Below are 15652 nucleotides of genomic sequence, written 5' to 3'. Positions count from 1 at the left end.
AGAGAGGCCGCGATGCCCTTCCCCGTCCCCGCTCGATCGAACCCCGACAAGCCCGCGCTCATCATGGCCGGGTCCGGCGAGACCCGCACGTACGCCGACCTTGACGAGGCGTCCGTGAGACTGGCTCGACATCTCCACTCGCAGGGGCTGCGTCCGGGGGATGGTCTCGCGGCGATGCTCGTCAACGAGCCGGCGTTCTTCGAGGTGTTCTGGGCGGCGATGCGCTCGGGACTGGTGATCACGCCCGTGAACAGCCACCTCGCGGCCGACGAGATCGAGTACATCCTGCGCGACAGCGGCGCGAAGGCGTTCATCGTGTCGCGCGACCTGGTCGACGTGGCGTCCGGGGCCGCGGCGGCCGCCCCGGCTTGCAGGGTGCGGATGGTCGTCGGGGGCGCCGGGGAGGAGTGCGGGTTCACGTCCTATGCCGCCGCGCTGGCCGCGGAGTCCTCGGACCCGCTCGATCACGAACCGCTCGGCGACTTCATGAACTACAGCTCGGGGACGACCGGGCGCCCGAAAGGCGTGCGCCGGCCTTCGCCTCCCGGCCAGACGTTCCAGGACGCCGGGGTCCTCGAGCCGCTGCTCGCAGGCCTCTACGGGATCGACGAGCAGTCGGTCTACCTCTCGCCCGCTCCGCTCTACCACTCCGCTCCGCTGGCCTTCTCGACCGGCGCGATGGCGCTGGGCGGAACCGTCGTCGTCATGGAGCGCTTCGACCCGGCAGCCGCGCTCGCCGCGATCGAGCGCCACCGGGTCACGCACAGCCAGTGGGTTCCGACGATGTTCGTCCGCTTGCTGCGTCTGAGCGACGAGGCGCGGGCAGCCCACGACCTGTCGAGCATGCGCGTCGCGATCCACGCGGCCGCGCCCTGTCCACCGAAGGTCAAGGACGCGATGCTCGACTGGTGGGGTCCGATCCTCAACGAGTACTACGGCGCCACCGAGTTGAACTGCATGACCCACGCCCCGTCCGAGGCCTGGGTCTCGCATCCCGGCACTGTCGGACGGCCCGTACTCGGGACGCTCCACATCTGCGGCGAGGACGGGGAGGAGCTCCCGACCGGCGCACCCGGACTCGTGTACTCGGAGCTTCCGCAGGCCCCGTTCGAGTACCACGGCGACCCGGGAAAGACGGCCTCGACCCGCCACCCGCGGCACCCGACGTGGACGACCGTCGGCGACGTCGGCTACGTCGACGCCGACGGGTACCTCTACCTCACGGATCGCAAGGCGTTCATGATCATCTCCGGTGGCGTCAACATCTACCCGCAGGAGATCGAGCACGTGCTGATCGACCATCCCAGCGTCGCGGACGTCGCGGTCTTCGGGCTGCCGAACGAGGAGATGGGGGAGGAGGTGAAGGCCGTCGTCGAGCTGCGTGATGGCGTCGATCCCTCGCCCGAGCTGGGCCAGGAGCTCAGGACGTTCGCCCGGGCCGCCTTGGCGGGATACAAGGTCCCGCGCTCGGTGGACTTCGTCGCGCATCTGCCGCGACTCGAAACCGGCAAGCTCTACAAGGCGGCGCTGCGCGAGACGTACCTGCGCGAGCTCAGCCGCGCAGACTGACCGGGATGCTGAACTGCTGGTTCATGATCATGGACTGCACGCGCCGAGGCGCGCCGTCGAGGCGCATCTCCGGGTAGCGGCGCAGGGTCTCCTCGATCCACAGCTTCAGCTCGAGGCGCGCCAGGCCGGCGCCGAGGCAGAAATGCCGGCCACCTGCCCCGAACGCGATGTGGTCGCCGAGGTCGTGCCGCGTGAGATCGAACCGCTCAGGGTCGTCGAAGACGGTCTCGTCGCGGTTGCCGGAGATGTACCAGAGGGCGAGCTTGTCGCCCTCCTTGATCTGCTGGCCCTCGAGCTCGACGTCACGGGTCGCGGCCCGGGCGAAGTAGCCGAACGCCGGGAAGCAGCGGAGGCCCTCCTCGACGACGGCCGGCACCAGCTCCGGCTTGTCGCGGGCCATCTCGAACTGCTCGCGGTCGCGCAGGAGCGCGAGCATCGTCGACCCGTAGGTGGCCCCGGTGCTGTCGTTTCCGGCGGCCATCAGCAGGCCGAAGAACAACGCCACCTCGATGTCGTTGAGCCGGTCGCCGTCAACCTCGGCGTGGACGAGCGCGGACATCAGGTCGTCCTGCGGGTCTTCCTGCCGGGCGGTCTTCAGCGCCACGACGTACTCGAACATGTCGAGATACATCTGCTGCGAGGACACGTCGATCTCGTCGTTGAGCTCCTGCTCCTCGAAGGCGGTGAACATGTTGGTCCACAACACCAGCTTGTGGTCGTCCTCGGGGGGCGTCCCGAGCAGACTCCCGATGACGCGGGCCGGGATCGGCCGGGCGACCTGGGTGACGAGGTCGCAGCTGTCACCCGCCTCGTCGACGCGATCGAAGACGTCGCTGATGATCTTTCGCATCGCGGCCTCGTGGAGCGCGACGCGCTTCGGTGTGAACGCCTTGCCGACGATCTTCTTGAGGCGGTCATGGCGAGGCGGATCCATCGAGATCATCTGTTGCTGCTGGACGGCGAGCGGCACCCCGACGTCGTCGACGAGCATGATCCCGCGCTTCTCGGAGCTGAACGTCTCGAAGTCGCGGGTGACGGTCCGGAGGTCTTCGTGGCGTGTGATCGACCAGAAGCCGCCCTCGTCCGGCCATCGCTCGTTCGGGCTCCAGTGCACGGGCGCCTCGTTCCGCAGACGGCGGAACAACGCGTACGGCGGGTCGTCCGCCCAGTGGCGTGCGTGGCCGAGATCGAGCGTCGTCAGGTCGATGGAGTCGGTGGACTGCGTGGACACTGTCTGTCCTCTTTCGTCAGGGATGGTCCGGCAGGCACCAGCGGTGGTCGGGCCGCCGAAGCACGAGCCCCTTCAGCCGCAGGTTGTCGAGATGCGCCAGCGTCTCCATGTCGGCGAGCATGTCGTCGATGGCGCTCTCGCGCACGACGAAGAGGGTCCGCGCGAGGTCGCCGACGGCGAGCGGCCCGTCGCGGAGCTCGTGGAGGATCGTGCGTAGCCGCTTGGCGTGGAAGGCCGTGAGCTCGGCGGCCCGCCCGCGATGGTCGATGTACGGCTCGCCGTGCGAGGGCAACACCAGCGAGACCGGCAGCCCGCTGAGCCGTGCGAGCGTCGCCATGTAGTCGGCGAGCGAGTCCTCGCGGCCGGCCGCCGGCTGGATGTTCGGCGTCGCGTCTGGCAGCAGCGCGTCGCCGCTGATGAGCACCCCGTCACTCTCGCGGAACAGGCTGATGTGCGCGGGGTCGTGACCGGGGGTCCATAGGATGCGCCATTCGCCGAGCACGTCGCCGTCCCCGACCGGCCGGACCCGCGGCTGGCCGACGGTCATCTTGCGGAACAGGTGGAACGCGGTGGCCACGGTCTCCGCCGAGAGCACACCCTGGTCGTGCTCGCCGAAGACCCCGGAGTCGAGATCCATGGCCAGCAACGCCGTCAGGGCTTCGTGGCCGTACACCTCGTCCGTCAGGGTCGCGGCCAGGCCCCAGTGGTCGACGTGGCTGTGCGTCACCAGCACGCCCGCGGGCGGGCTGCCGGCGTCCTGCAGACACGAGGCCAGCGCGCCCTCTGATCCGCGCATCCCGGTGTCGACCAGCAGGGGCCCGTCCCAGCCCTCGATGTCCAGCAGGTAGCAGTGGATGTGATCCGGCGTGGTGAAGGGCAGGGGCAGCGTGATGCGCATCACCCCCGGTGCAACCGGCACGGCGGCCGCATCGTCGGCTGCTCCGGGGGCGCGCAGCTCCACGGCTAGTACGACTTCGGCAATCCGAGCGAGTGCTCGGCGACGTAGTTGAGCACCATCTCGCGCGAGACCGGCGCCGTCCGCAGTAGGCGCACGATGAACCACAGGTCGGCGAGTCCGTACTCCCGTGCCATGCCATTGCCGCCGTGGGTCTGGATCGCCTGGTCCAGCACCTTGATCGCAGCCTCGGCGGCGGCGAACTTCGCGATGTTGCTCGCCTCGCCCGCCGGGATGCCCGCGTCGTACTCGGCGCAGGCGCGGCGCGTCATGAGCCGGGCGAGCTCGAGCTCGATCTTCGCCTGTGCCAGCGGGTGGGAGACGCCCTGGTGCTGACCGATCGGCACCCCCCAGACGGACCGCTCGTTCGCGTACTGCGTCGCCTTTGCCATCGCGTAGTCGGCGAGGCCGATGCACATGGCCGCGCCCATGATCCGCTCCGGGTTCAACCCGTCGAACACGATCCGCAGGCCTTCGCCCTCGGCGCCGATCCGGCGGTCCTCGCTGACCTCGACGTTGTCGAAGAAGAGCATCCACTGGCTCTCCGGCGCCTCGAGCACGGTGTCGATGTACTGGCGCTCCAGCCCCGGCGCGTCGGTGTCGACCATGAAGAGGGACAGGCGTCCGCGGCCCTTGGAGTCAACGCCGGTGCGGGTGACGACGAGCATCGCCTCCGCCTCCTCGACGCCGGAGATGTAGGTCTTCGTACCGTTGATGCGGTACCCGCTCCCGTCCTTGGTCGCGACGGTCGAGATCTTGTGGGAGTTCGACCCCGCGTCGGGCTCGGTGATCGCGAAGGCACACTTCTTCTCGCCGCTGGCGAGCCCGCCGAGCCACCGGTCCTTCTGATCGATGGTTCCGTACTTGGCGATGACGTTGCCGACGATCGCCGGGGAGACGACGAGCAGCATGAGCGGGCATCCCGCGCGGGACAGCTCCTCCGAAACCGCGGCCAGCGCGGTCATTCCGAGCCCGCCGCCGCCGTACTCCTCCGGCAGGTTGACGCCGAGGTAGCCGCTCTTGCCCATGGCGTCCCAGAGCTCGTCGGTCCGTTCTCCGGCCTTGACCTTCGCCGCGAAGTAGTCGTGCCCGAAGCCGCCGGCGATGCCGGCCACCGCTTCGCGGATCATGCGCTCCTCGTCGGGGATGATCAGCGGGATGTTGGGGCCGGCGGTCAGGTGTTCGGTCGGTGCGAGGCTCATGATTCTCAGGGCTCCTGGTGGTTGAAGTGGACTGCTCGGGTGTCGTGCGTCAGGCGCCGAGGACGGTGACCGCGGTTGCGGCCGGGCCGTTCCCGAGCCAGCCGCCGGCGTTCTCGGCCACGGCGATCTTCGGTGTGCCGGACTGCCGCTCGCCGGCGGTGCCGCGGAGCTGGTGCGTCAGCTCGACGAGCTGGGCGCAGCCGGTCGCGCCGATCGGGTGGCCCTTGGAGAGCAGACCGCCGCTCGGGTTCACGCAGCACGCGCCGCCGATAGCGGTGTGTCCCGCGCGGAACAGCTCCGGCGCCTGTCCGGGGTCGCACAGCTCGAGCTCCTCGAAGGCGATGAACTCGGCCGGTGCCGCGGCGTCGTGCAGCTCGACGACGTCGACCTGGTCGGACGTGATGCCGGCCATCCCGAACGCCTGCCGCGCCGCCACGGTCACGATGTTCGAACCGTTGTCGTTGCCGGACAGGACGACCGATGCCTTCACGTGGACGGACGGCGTCGCGCCCATTCGCGCGAGCCCGGCCTCGGAGGCGATCACGAGGGCAGCAGCGCCGTCGCCGATCGGCGAGCACATCAGCACGCGCAGCGGATCGGTGATGACCCGACTGGCGAGGACCTGCTCGACGGTGACCGGATCGCGGTACTGGGCGAGCGGGTTCAGCCCCGCGTTGGCGTGGCTCTTGACGGCGATCGCCGCGAAGTCCTCCGCGGTCGCCCCCGACCGGGCCATGTATTCGCGCGACATCTGCGCGTAGAGATCCATGAAGACCGACTGATCGCTGGCAGCGTCGGGGAACGGGGAGTGCTCCACGTCGACCCCTGCTTCGAAGGCAGAGAACGTGCGCGCCTTGTCGGCGTGGCTGAGCTTCTCCGCCCCGACGACGAGCGCGACCTCGGCGCGACCCGCCTGAATGAGCGCGCAAGCGAGGTTGAAGGCGGTCGAGCCCGACGCGCAGGCGTTCTCGACGTTGTAGACGGGCTTCCCCAGCAGCGCCGGAGCGTCGCGCAGCGCACACTGTCCGCGGATCATCTCCTGTCCGGTGATGATCCCGGCGGCGGCGTTGGAGTAGACCACGGCGTCGACGGCGTCCGCGTCGGTCATCGCGTCACTCAGGGCCGCCTCGATCGCCTCGGCGGCGAGGCTCGCGATCGACCGATCCACGAACTTGCCGAAGCGGGTCATGCCGACACCGGCGACAACGATGTCACGACTCATGGGCGCCGCCACTGAGCGCAGGAGGGAACGACGGAGGAAGGAATCATGTGAGCGTACGCTAACGTGGTGGTACGCCTTGAGCAACCCTCCTAATAGGTGCTTCTTTCCGCCCTACGAGAGTGGTGACTCACACGAGTAACTGCGAGAGTACGCCGAGCCGGCGGCCCGACGAAGGTCGCTTCCCCCGACGAGGAGCACGCTCCATGACGACCCTGACCGACACCGACGACGCCCCCGCCGTGCAGCACGAGCTCCGCGAGGGAACGCTCTGGATCCGGCTCTCGCGTCCCGACGCGATGAATGCGCTCGACCTGCCGACGCTCGACGGCATCGAAGCCGGGCTTGCGGAGTCGCTGCGCGTCGGCGCGACCGCCGTCGTGATCACCGGCGAGGGGCGCGCGTTCTGCGCCGGCGCTGATCTGAAGTTCGTCAAGGGCGCCCTGCAGGACCCCAAGGCCATGGAGCGCTTCCTCGAGCGGGCCGGGGGGTGTTCCGGCAGGTCGAGCTCCATCCGCTCCCGGTGGTCGCAGCCGTGAACGGCTTGACGATCGCCGGCGGGCTCGAGCTGGCTCTCGCGTGCGACTTCATCGTCGCGTCGTCGACCGCGAGGATCGCCGACGGTCACGCCACCTACGGCTTGTTCCCCGGCGCCGGCGGGGCGGTGCGACTGCCGCGCCGCATCGGCACCGCCCGGGCGAAGCTCCTGCTCTTCACCGGGCAGTCGCGCACAGCGGTCGAGATGGAGCAGTGGGGGCTCGTCGACGTCGTCGCCGATCCCGACGCGCTGGAGGCCGATGTGCAGGCGATCTGCGCCGAGATCGCGCAGCGCAGTCCGGTGGGGGTGCGGCGGATGAAGCAGGTCGTCAACGACCAGGAATCGCTGCCGGTCGACCGCGGGCTGCGGATGGAGCTCGACGCCTGCCAGATCCACCTCGGGACGGAGGACGTCGCCGAAGGCCTGGCGGCGTTCAACGACCACCGCGCACCGAAGTTCCCCGGACGCTGACCGTCCGCCCCGACACCTCACCACGAAAGAGACCATGAGCACCATCGCGACCCCTGCCCCGTCCGCCACCCACCCGTTGCTGGAGACCGAGGAGCACGGCCTGTTCCGAGAGAGCGTGCGTGCCTTCGCACGCAAGCACTTCGCCGATGGCTATCTCGCGCGGGCCGAGTCGGAGGAGTTCCCCACGGCGGAGTACAAGCGACTCGGCGACCAAGGGCTGCTGGGGCTGCTGGTCGGTCAGGGCCTGGGCGGGCAGGGCGCCGACGAGATCGCGGCCGGCATCGCCTGCGAGGAGCTCGCCTGGGCGGACTTCAACGTCTGCTACCTCGTGTTCTCGGGCGCGGTCACCGGGCGTCTGCTCGAACAGCACTGCCCGGGCGGTCGCGAGTGGCTCGACCGGTCGATCACCGGCCAGGACTTCGTCGCACTGGCGCTCACGGAGCCCGGCGTGGGATCCGACGCCGCCGCGCTCACGACGCGCGCGGAGAAGGTCGACGGGGGGTGGCGGCTGTACGGCGAGAAGAGCTCGATCACCGGAGCGGCCCACGCGTCCGCCGCGCTGACCTTCGCGCGGACCGGCGGCCCCGGCGCCCGCGGGGTGACGGCATTCCTCGTCCCGCTCGACGAGACCGTCGCCCGCCAGACGTTCCGCGACCCCGGCTTCAAGCCGCTCGGCCGCGGAGCGCTGACGTTCGAGGGCACGTTCGTCCCAGACGAGTACCTCATCGGGGAGGTCGGGCGCGGGTTCAACATCGTGATGAACGAGTTCGACTTCACCCGCGCGCTGATCGGGCTCATGGCGATCGGCTGTGCCCAGCGCGCGCTCGACATGACGATCGCCTACACGAGCGAACGCAAGACGTTCGGTCGCACCATCGCGCAGTACCAAGGGGTGTCGTTCAAGGTCGCCGAGCACGACACGATGCTCGAGGCGGCTCGGGCATTGAGCTACCGGGCGCTGGCGCTGCGGTCTGCCGGACGCCCGCACACCAAGCAGGCGTCGATGATCAAGTGGTGGGTCCCGCGCCTCGCCTTCGACGCGATCCAGGACTGCATCGTGCTGCACGGCCACGTCGCGTGGTCGGACGAGCTGCCGTTGCAGCAGATGCTGCGCGACATCAGCGGCATGCAGATCGGCGACGGGACCCCGCAGATCCAGAAGCTCGTCATCGCCCGCCACCTCTACGGGCGCGAGGCGCTCGAGGGGGGAGCGTCGTGAGCGGCGGTCCGTTCGAGAGCCTGCTGCGGCTCGACGGGAAGGTAGCCCTGGTGACGGGTGCGGGGCAGGGCGTCGGTCGGACCGTCGCCCTGATGCTCGCCGCGCAGGGCGCCAAGGTCGCCGTGAACGATTATCACGCCGACCGCGCCGAGGCCGTCGTCGGCGAACTCCGGGCCACCGGCGCGACCGCGATGGCGTGCCCCGGTGATGTGTCCGACTACGGTGCGGTGGCGGCGAACGTGGCGGCGATCACCGAGGAGCTCGGGCCTGTCGGAATCCTGGTGAACAACGCAGGGAACGCCGGTCCTAACGAGTCGCCGCTGGCCCCCGCGCCGCCGTTCTGGGAGGAGTCGCCGGCCACATGGGGCCGGTGGCTGGACGTCAACCTCAACGGCGTCCTCTACTGCACGCACGCGGCGACGCCAGGCATGATCGCCGAAGGCGGTGGGCGTGTCGTCACCGTGATCTCCGACGCAGGACGCGTCGGCGAGCCGCACCTCGCGGTCTACGCCGGGGCGAAAGCCGGGGCCGCCGGGTTCGTGCGCGGGTACGCGAAGGCCGTGGCCCGCTACGGGATCACGGCCAACTGCGTTGCGCTCGGGGCGATTCGCACGCCGCCGGTCGAGGCGGCGATCCAGGACCCGGATGCTCTCAAGAAGATCGTTCGCGCGTATCCGCTCCGGCGGATCGGCGAGCCCGAGGATCCCGCGGCGATGATCACGTTCCTCGCGACGCCGGCCGCCGGCTGGGTGACCGGCCAGACCGTCCCGGTCAACGGGGGGGTACTCGATGGCGATGTGAGGCCCCTGCGGAGGGGCCTCATAGCATCGAGTGGTCCTTCGCGGCGATCCGCAGGTAGCGGGAGACGGCCTCGACGCGGTTGCCGGCGCGCAGCTTGCGCAGCACGTGCTTGACGTGGGATTTCACCGTTCCCTCGGTGATGACCAGCCGCGAGGCGATCTGGGCGTTGGTGTTGCCGTCGGCCATGAGGCGCAGGACGTCGAGCTCGCGCGCGGTGAGCAGGGAGGCAATCCGGTTCTCCGGTGCGAGGACCACGCCCGCGGCGGCCAACTCCATCTCGGACATCGGCGCCAGGGCCGTTCCGCGTGCTCCGCGAGCCCCGTGGCTGTCGAGCGCAGCGTCCAGCGCGGACATGTGGCGGCGGACCTCGTCACGCTGGAACGCGACCCGAGCGGTGAGCTCCGCTCGCTGCAGGCTCATTGACAGCGCCTGGCAGAACAGCCACAGGGCCTCAACTTCGGACTGGCCCACCGCGCACCCCGAGCTCTTCCGGTCCGCGTGAACCATCCCGATGACCGTTTCTCCGTCGGTGACCGGCGCGGCGACGTAGCAGTCGGCGTCGACGTTGCGGCCGAGGACCCCGCCGATCGTGCGCTCACTGCGCCGGGCGTTGACGACGAGGATGGCCCGCTTGCGGCGGATGACCTCCGACTCGACGAGGAGATGGGTGAGCGCCGGTGGTGCGGCCCTCCACAGCTGTCGGACCATCTCCTGCTCCTCCGGGTCGACCCCGTCGAAGTGCAGGCTCTGCAGGGCGAGCGCGGAATCCTCGACGAGCGTGACGATCACGCGCTCGAACAGGGTGTTGGCGCAGAGCACGGCCGGCGCACGCTCGAGCAGCGCTCTGACGCTCGGGATCGACTGCAGCTCGGTGACCGCGCGCCGGACCCCGATGAGCAGGTCGGCCGCCTGCTCGGCGTCCGCCCCGTCAATGAAGACCGCAGACTTCTCCTCCGGGGGAGAATCTTGACCCTGAAGACCCATTGCTCCTCCTCGATGTCGACGTCAGTGTCGCACGTCAGACGCCGGACCACGCCACACTATCCGAACCCCGAGGTCCACTCGGGTGAAAGGGCGCCACATGCCGATCTTCAACAGCGCTGACGAGGTGTACGAGTACGTCGGAGGGGTCTTCCGAGAGGCGGCCTCCCACCCCGATGTCGGCCCGAAGCTCGCAAACGTGGGCGCGACCCTGCAGTTGCACTACACCGACCCGGATGCGCAGATCACGGTCAAGATGTCGGACCCGATCGAGGTCACCACTGGTGAGGCGTCGACCCCTGCGGACATCCACCTGTACATGCGCGCCGACGACGCGGACGCCTTCTGGAGGGGGAAGTACAGCATTCCGATGGGGCTCGCCAAGGGCCAGGTCCGCGCCAAAGGGCCGGTCAACAAGATCCTCAAGCTCGTTCCGGCGACCAAACCGATGTTTCCGATCTACGAGGCGCTGACCGCCGGACGGAACGAGGCGTGAGCATGGAGACGACGATGCAGGGGCTGGTGTTTCACGCCGCCAGGGACGTGCGCGTCGAGGAGGTGCCGACACCGACGCTGGTCGAGGCGACCGACGCGATCCTCCGTATCGACAAGGCGTCGATCTGCGGTAGCGACCTGCATCCGTACACCGGTCGGATGGATGCCGAGGACGGCTTCACGATGGGTCACGAGTACATGGGCACCGTCGTGGAGGCGGGTGCCAGCGTGCAGCAGTTCGAGGTCGGCGATCGTGCCCTCGGCTCCTTCTTCGCCTGCTGTGGCGCGTGCTGGCTGTGCCGGCGCGGAGAGTTCTCGAAGTGCCTCGGGGCTCAGGTCTTCGGGCTCGGCATGGCGTTCGGCGATCTCGGCGGCACGCAGACGGAGTACGCGAGGATTCCGATGGCCGACCTGACGCTGCGCAAGATCCCCGACGATGTCACGGACGAGCAGGCGCTGTTCGTCGGGGACATCCTCACGACCGCGTACGACGCGGTGCGGAAGACCGACCTGCGCTCAGGGGACGTCGTCGCCGTCGTCGGTGCCGGGCCTGTTGGGCTCTTCGCGATGATGTCGGCGCTGGCCCTCGGCGCCGCGCAGGTCGTGGTGATCGACAAGGTCGCGTCCCGGCTGGCCCTCGCGTCATCGCTCGGAGCGATCGCGGTGAACGCCGACGAGGCCGATGCCCAGGACGTCATCCTGGAGCTGACGGACTGGCGCGGAGCGGACGTCGTCGTCGACGCGGTCGGCCACGAGAGCGCACTCAAGGCCGCGATGCCGCTGCTGCGCATGGGAGGGCATTTGACGATCCCGGGCGTCTATATGGACGACGAATTCGAGTTTCCGATCGGCGAGCTGTGGATCCACAACACCACGATCCACATGGGCGTCGCCAACATCCAGGCGCATGTGGACGAGGTCCTCGCGCTCGTTCGCGCGGGGCGCATCGATCCCACCGCGCTCATCACCCATCGCCTGCCGCTCGAGCAGGCGGCGCAGGGCTACGAGCTCTTCGCCAGCCGCGAAGCGCTGAAGGTCGTCCTCGAGCCGGGAGCGACGCGATGAGCGTCGAGTCCGCTGACGCGGTGCAGCACTGGGGCATGCACATCGACGGCCGGTCCGTCGACGCCGACGAGCAGTTCGTCATCATCGACCCGGCGACGGAGGAACGGGTCGCGACCGTGGCACGAGGAGCCGTCGCCGACGTCGACCTCGCCGTCGCCGTCGCCCGCCGGACGTTCGACGAGGGCCGGTGGGCGGCGACCCCGCCCGAGGTCCGGGCGCAGGTGCTCGTCAAGGCCGCCGACCTTCTCGGAGAACGGCTGGAGGAGCTCGCCGAGCTCGAGGGCCTGCAGAACGGGGCGACCGTCCGGCAGGCCATCGGCTTCCACGTCGGGCTCGCGATCGCCCACCTCGGCTACTTCGGGGAACTGGCGGCCCGCTACGTCTTCGAGGAGCCCCAGCCGACCGTCGTCTACCCCACGCTGGCGCGCAACGTCCTGCGACGGGAGCCCATTGGGGTGTGCGCGGCGATCGTGCCGTGGAACTTCCCCTTGGCGCTCGCCGTCTGGAAGGTGGGGCCTGCCCTGGCGGCGGGCAACAGCGTCGTGCTGAAGCCCGACGAGAAGACCCCGCTGACGGTGATCGAGCTCGTACGGGCGCTCGAGCAGTGTGGGCTGCCGCCGGGCGTCCTCAACGTCGTCACCGGCGGCCCGGACGTCGGCGCGCGGCTTGCGTCTCACCCGGACGTGGACAAGGTCTCGTTTACCGGCTCGACCGAGGTCGGCCGCAAGGTCATGGCTTCGGCGTCGGAGACGATCAAGCGAGTGACGCTCGAGCTCGGTGGGAAGTCCGCGGTGGTCGTCCTGGACGACGCCGACGTGCGCACGGCGGTCGACGCGGCGCTCTTCGGCTGCTTCCTCTACTCCGGCCAGGCGTGTGAGTCCGGTACCCGGCTGCTGCTGCCGGATGCGCTGCACGACGAGTTCGTGGAACGCCTGGTCGAGCGCGCGAGGACGATCAAGATCGGCGACCCCCGGGACTTCGACACCGATCTCGGACCGGTGATCTCCCGCGCGCAGCAGGAGCGGATCCTCGGGTACGTGCAGTCCGGTCTGGAGGAGGGCGCCGAGCTGGTCCTCGGCGGTGGCGTTCCCGAAGGCCCCGGCTTCGAGCGCGGGTTCTGGGTCGAGCCGACGATCTTCACCGGCGTGCGCTCCGAGATGCGGATCGCCCAGGAGGAGATCTTCGGTCCGGTGCTCTCGGTCTTGCGGTACGACGACGTCGACGAGGCCGTCACGATCGCGAACGACTCCATCTACGGGTTGGCCGGCGCGGTCTGGAGCACCGACGCCGAGCGGGCGCTGGAGGTCGCGGCTCGACTGCGGACCGGCACCGTGTGGATCAACGACGCCCACATGCTCAACAGCGCACTGCCGTTCGGCGGGTACAAGCAGTCGGGCCTGGGACGGGAGTTGGGCCCGAGGGCGCTCGACGAGTACACCGAGTGCAAGCACGTCCACCTGGATCTCAGCGGCTCCCTCGACCGTCGCGCATACGACCTGCTCCTGAGCGAGCCCCCGAACGACTGAGACCATGACTACCGTGACCGCAGACGATCCGCTCCGCACCGACGGCTCCGCCGACCTGCCGCTCGAGGACAGCGTCATCGGCGTCCAGTTCGACCTGGCCGGTGTGCTCGGCATCGAGCCGGGCCGGTACTACGTGCGCCGAGCCGACGACGCGCCCGTCCTCGAGGCGCTCCTCGCCGGGGCCGAGCGCGACCGCGGCGGGGACGTCCTGATCGTCTCGACCGTGGGCGCCCCGATCCTCCCGGACCGCCGCGGCTTCCGTCGGCGCCCCCGGCGACTGACGTCGCTGGAGGGCGCGGAGGAGATCTGGCTCAACCGGGTCACCTACGTCCGCGGCGACCACATCTTCGCGGAGCCCCGCGACGTCCAGCGCGCTCTAGGGCAGCTCATGGGCAGCCGCGAAGAGCAGGCACGGATGGTGTTCGCGGCCTTCGCGGTGACGAACCTCGCGATCCGCGCCCAGCGGATCGCCGACGGCGACCCCTCGCTCAACGAGGTGCACCCCCATCAGGTGTGGCGAACCCGCATCGGCAGCGCCGGCGCGTCCCAGGTCGCGGCCGGGCTGCTCGACGAGGCGTTCGAGTTTCCGCTGCCGCCCGCGCCGCGCTGGCACGACCGGCTGCCCTCCGCCGAAGCGGTCGCCCGTGCGCTCGGCGGCCGAGAGGAGATCCGGCCGAGTGACGAGCTCCTCGTCCGCGTCGCCGGAGACGTCGGCGCCGGCCGCTACCGGCTCGGTGCCGCACAGCTCCCAGCGGTGGTCGCGCTGACGGCCGACGGTGCCGACAGCCGTCTGGCCGTGCGTGCCACGTCGCTCGCGGACCGCGCGGCCCGGGGAGACATGACCGCGCAGGACCAGACGGAGCTGGCCGACCTGATCCGCGAGCTGTGGTCCACCTCGACCGCGGCGCGCGCCGCGGCCACCGAGTCCCCCGACCCGAGGATCGAAGATGAAGGCTGACGAAACGCTTGCGCCCGCCGCGATGGAGACCTTCATCGCCGCATTCACGGAGGCGATCGAGGACCCGGAGACCTCCGATCGACTCGGGCGGACGGGGACCACCGTGCGGATCAGCCTCCGGGAGACGCCGGACGCGGTGCTGACCCTCCTGCTCGACCGGCAGCCGCCCGAGCTCCATCAGGGGGACGAGAGCACGGTGACGGAGAGCTCTCTGGAGATCGAGGCCCCGGCCCTCGCCGGCATCCTGGATCGCTCCGTCCGGATGGCGGTGGCCGTCATCGACGGTCGCGCGACCTACGACGGCCCGATCCGGAAGTTCCTGCGCATCATGCCGATCCTGATCGCTGCCGCCAATCACGAACACTACGGACACGCTCGCAAGGAGGACGCATGACCAGCACGGAGACGCCCGAGGAGCGGAAGTTGCTCGATGCCGCCGCGGACTTCGAACACCACGAAGGGCCACTGACCTTCTCGGAACGGGACCCGGGGGACTTCTGGTCGATCGAGTGCGTGAACATCCACAAGAGCTTCGGACGCAACGCGATCCTGCGCGGACTCGACTTCTGCGTTCCCGAGGGGACGATCACGGTCGTCCTGGGGCCGTCCGGCACTGGCAAGAGCGTGCTCATCAAGCACCTGATCGGCCTGATGTTCCCTGACCGCGGCGACGTGATCGTCCACGGGCAGTCGGTCCCGGACATGCTCCAGGCCGACCTGCTGGAGATGCGCCGCCGGTTCGGCATCCTGTTCCAGGACGGCGCGCTGTTCGGCTCCATGAACGTCTACGACAACGTCGCCTTCCCGCTGCGTCAGCACACCGACAAGTCCGAGGACGAGATCGACGCCCTCGTCCAGGCACGGCTCGCCGACGTCGGCCTGACGACCGCCGGCACACGGATGCCCGGCGAGCTCTCCGGCGGCATGCGCAAGCGCGCCGGATTCGCGCGCGCACTGGTCATGGAGCCCGAGATCGTCATGTTCGACGAGCCCGACTCCGGCCTCGATCCGGTCCGCACGCTCCTGCTGTGCGACCTGATCCAGGCGATGCACTCGCTCTACGGCGGGACCTACATCCTGATCACGCACGACATCGCCACGGCTCGGCAGATCGGGCAGTACGTCGGCGTCCTGTGGCGCGGGCGGATCGTGCAGAGCGGCGACCGCGACGAGATGTTCGATTCCAGCAATCCGTTCGTGCGCCAGTTCCTCAACCGCGAGCGCGGAGGACCGCTGGGAATGGAATGACACCCCTTAAGAGGGGGGTGTCTGACACCTATTGAGTCTGTTCACCGGCATCTGCCGGTGGGAGTGTTGAGGTCACGGGGGCGGAGTGGGATCCGCCCCTCAACGGGAGAAGAGGCAGAACGTGGCAACGAGAAGCGTGACAGCGCCCGTCTCGGCGCCGCCTGGGCGGGGGGC

16 protein-coding genes are annotated in these 15652 nt (G+C 69.6%); 11 read left to right on the top strand and 5 right to left on the bottom strand.

What is annotated here, in order from left to right; translation table 11 throughout:
• Positions 1 to 12: 12 nt before the first annotated feature.
• Positions 13 to 1569 carry an acyl-CoA synthetase gene (locus GKE82_RS05340; protein ID WP_154732584.1) on the top strand — a complete coding sequence of 519 codons (1557 nt, stop codon included), beginning with the start codon at positions 13 to 15 and terminating at the stop codon, positions 1567 to 1569.
• Here the strand turns inward: GKE82_RS05340 and GKE82_RS05335 are convergent.
• The 4 genes from GKE82_RS05335 to GKE82_RS05320 form a co-directional block, all read right to left on the bottom strand.
• Positions 1553 to 2800, bottom strand: coding sequence for a cytochrome P450 (locus GKE82_RS05335; protein ID WP_309233428.1), 1248 nt, complete (start codon positions 2798 to 2800; stop codon positions 1553 to 1555). The genes GKE82_RS05340 and GKE82_RS05335 overlap by 17 nt on opposite strands.
• 16 nt (positions 2801 to 2816) lie before the next feature.
• Positions 2817 to 3719 carry an MBL fold metallo-hydrolase gene (locus tag GKE82_RS05330; protein ID WP_154732583.1) on the bottom strand — a complete coding sequence of 301 codons (903 nt, stop codon included), beginning with the start codon at positions 3717 to 3719 and terminating at the stop codon, positions 2817 to 2819.
• A 44-nt stretch (positions 3720 to 3763) separates the two neighbouring features.
• Positions 3764 to 4915 (bottom strand): acyl-CoA dehydrogenase family protein, encoded by a 1152-nt coding sequence (locus GKE82_RS05325; protein WP_375337037.1) that lies wholly within the window; start codon positions 4913 to 4915, stop codon positions 3764 to 3766.
• A gap of 91 nt (positions 4916 to 5006) precedes the next feature.
• The gene (locus tag GKE82_RS05320; RefSeq protein WP_154732581.1) at positions 5007 to 6179 is read right to left on the bottom strand and encodes a thiolase family protein; all 1173 of its coding nucleotides are present in this window, start codon (positions 6177 to 6179) and stop codon (positions 5007 to 5009) included.
• Positions 6180 to 6382: 203 nt separating this feature from the next.
• Between GKE82_RS05320 and GKE82_RS29745 the strand changes: the two genes are divergently transcribed.
• The 4 genes from GKE82_RS29745 to GKE82_RS05300 are packed head-to-tail and all read left to right on the top strand — an operon-like array spanning position 6383 to position 9318.
• A complete protein-coding gene (locus GKE82_RS29745) occupies positions 6383 to 6715 on the top strand; it encodes an enoyl-CoA hydratase/isomerase family protein (protein ID WP_154732580.1) in 333 nt (110 codons plus the stop codon).
• Positions 6712 to 7185, top strand: coding sequence for an enoyl-CoA hydratase/isomerase family protein (locus GKE82_RS05310; RefSeq protein ID WP_309233427.1), 474 nt, complete (start codon positions 6712 to 6714; stop codon positions 7183 to 7185). The genes GKE82_RS29745 and GKE82_RS05310 overlap by 4 nt, the downstream gene beginning before the upstream one ends.
• A 34-nt stretch (positions 7186 to 7219) precedes the next feature.
• The gene (locus tag GKE82_RS05305; RefSeq protein WP_154732578.1) at positions 7220 to 8404 is read left to right on the top strand and encodes an acyl-CoA dehydrogenase family protein; all 1185 of its coding nucleotides are present in this window, start codon (positions 7220 to 7222) and stop codon (positions 8402 to 8404) included.
• Positions 8401 to 9318, top strand: a complete 918-nt coding sequence (locus GKE82_RS05300) for an SDR family NAD(P)-dependent oxidoreductase (protein WP_309233426.1) — start codon at positions 8401 to 8403, stop codon at positions 9316 to 9318. The genes GKE82_RS05305 and GKE82_RS05300 overlap by 4 nt, the downstream gene beginning before the upstream one ends.
• Here GKE82_RS05300 and GKE82_RS05295 read toward each other — a convergent pair.
• Complete coding sequence (locus GKE82_RS05295) at positions 9224 to 10189, bottom strand: LuxR C-terminal-related transcriptional regulator (RefSeq protein ID WP_154732577.1); 966 nt, start codon at positions 10187 to 10189, stop codon at positions 9224 to 9226. The genes GKE82_RS05300 and GKE82_RS05295 overlap by 95 nt on opposite strands.
• A gap of 97 nt (positions 10190 to 10286) precedes the next feature.
• Between GKE82_RS05295 and GKE82_RS05290 the strand changes: the two genes are divergently transcribed.
• The 6 genes from GKE82_RS05290 to GKE82_RS05265 are packed head-to-tail and all read left to right on the top strand — an operon-like array spanning position 10287 to position 15478.
• Positions 10287 to 10682, top strand: a complete 396-nt coding sequence (locus GKE82_RS05290; protein ID WP_154732576.1) for an SCP2 sterol-binding domain-containing protein — start codon at positions 10287 to 10289, stop codon at positions 10680 to 10682.
• A 2-nt stretch (positions 10683 to 10684) separates the two neighbouring features.
• The gene (locus GKE82_RS05285; protein ID WP_154732575.1) at positions 10685 to 11746 is read left to right on the top strand and encodes a zinc-binding dehydrogenase; all 1062 of its coding nucleotides are present in this window, start codon (positions 10685 to 10687) and stop codon (positions 11744 to 11746) included.
• Positions 11743 to 13272, top strand: a complete 1530-nt coding sequence (locus GKE82_RS05280; RefSeq protein ID WP_154732574.1) for an aldehyde dehydrogenase — start codon at positions 11743 to 11745, stop codon at positions 13270 to 13272. The genes GKE82_RS05285 and GKE82_RS05280 overlap by 4 nt, the downstream gene beginning before the upstream one ends.
• A gap of 13 nt (positions 13273 to 13285) precedes the next feature.
• Positions 13286 to 14230 (top strand): hypothetical protein, encoded by a 945-nt coding sequence (locus GKE82_RS05275; RefSeq protein ID WP_154732573.1) that lies wholly within the window; start codon positions 13286 to 13288, stop codon positions 14228 to 14230.
• A 22-nt stretch (positions 14231 to 14252) separates the two neighbouring features.
• Positions 14253 to 14624: a hypothetical protein gene (locus GKE82_RS05270; protein WP_154732572.1), complete on the top strand. Its 372-nt coding sequence runs from the start codon at positions 14253 to 14255 to the stop codon at positions 14622 to 14624.
• Positions 14621 to 15478 (top strand): ABC transporter ATP-binding protein, encoded by an 858-nt coding sequence (locus GKE82_RS05265; protein ID WP_154732571.1) that lies wholly within the window; start codon positions 14621 to 14623, stop codon positions 15476 to 15478. The genes GKE82_RS05270 and GKE82_RS05265 overlap by 4 nt, the downstream gene beginning before the upstream one ends.
• Positions 15479 to 15652 lie beyond the last annotated feature (174 nt).

It is taken from the genome of Conexibacter sp. W3-3-2 (genome assembly GCF_009707605.1).
In the GTDB taxonomy this organism is placed as follows: domain Bacteria; phylum Actinomycetota; class Thermoleophilia; order Solirubrobacterales; family Solirubrobacteraceae; genus Paraconexibacter; species Paraconexibacter algicola.
Note: the sequence above shows the minus strand (reverse complement) of the source record. Positions and strands in the feature narration are given on the sequence as shown.

Coding starts and splice junctions, on each gene's coding strand:
- GKE82_RS29745 (WP_154732580.1), top strand. CDS start 6,383: ATGACGACCCTGACCGACACCGACGACGCCCCCGCCGTGCAGCACGAG.
- GKE82_RS05290 (WP_154732576.1), top strand. CDS start 10,287: ATGCCGATCTTCAACAGCGCTGACGAGGTGTACGAGTACGTCGGAGGG.
- GKE82_RS05320 (WP_154732581.1), bottom strand. CDS start 6,179: ATGAGTCGTGACATCGTTGTCGCCGGTGTCGGCATGACCCGCTTCGGC.
- GKE82_RS05280 (WP_154732574.1), top strand. CDS start 11,743: ATGAGCGTCGAGTCCGCTGACGCGGTGCAGCACTGGGGCATGCACATC.
- GKE82_RS05285 (WP_154732575.1), top strand. CDS start 10,685: ATGGAGACGACGATGCAGGGGCTGGTGTTTCACGCCGCCAGGGACGTG.
- GKE82_RS05265 (WP_154732571.1), top strand. CDS start 14,621: ATGACCAGCACGGAGACGCCCGAGGAGCGGAAGTTGCTCGATGCCGCC.
- GKE82_RS05340 (WP_154732584.1), top strand. CDS start 13: ATGCCCTTCCCCGTCCCCGCTCGATCGAACCCCGACAAGCCCGCGCTC.
- GKE82_RS05270 (WP_154732572.1), top strand. CDS start 14,253: ATGGAGACCTTCATCGCCGCATTCACGGAGGCGATCGAGGACCCGGAG.
- GKE82_RS05295 (WP_154732577.1), bottom strand. CDS start 10,189: ATGGGTCTTCAGGGTCAAGATTCTCCCCCGGAGGAGAAGTCTGCGGTC.
- GKE82_RS05305 (WP_154732578.1), top strand. CDS start 7,220: ATGAGCACCATCGCGACCCCTGCCCCGTCCGCCACCCACCCGTTGCTG.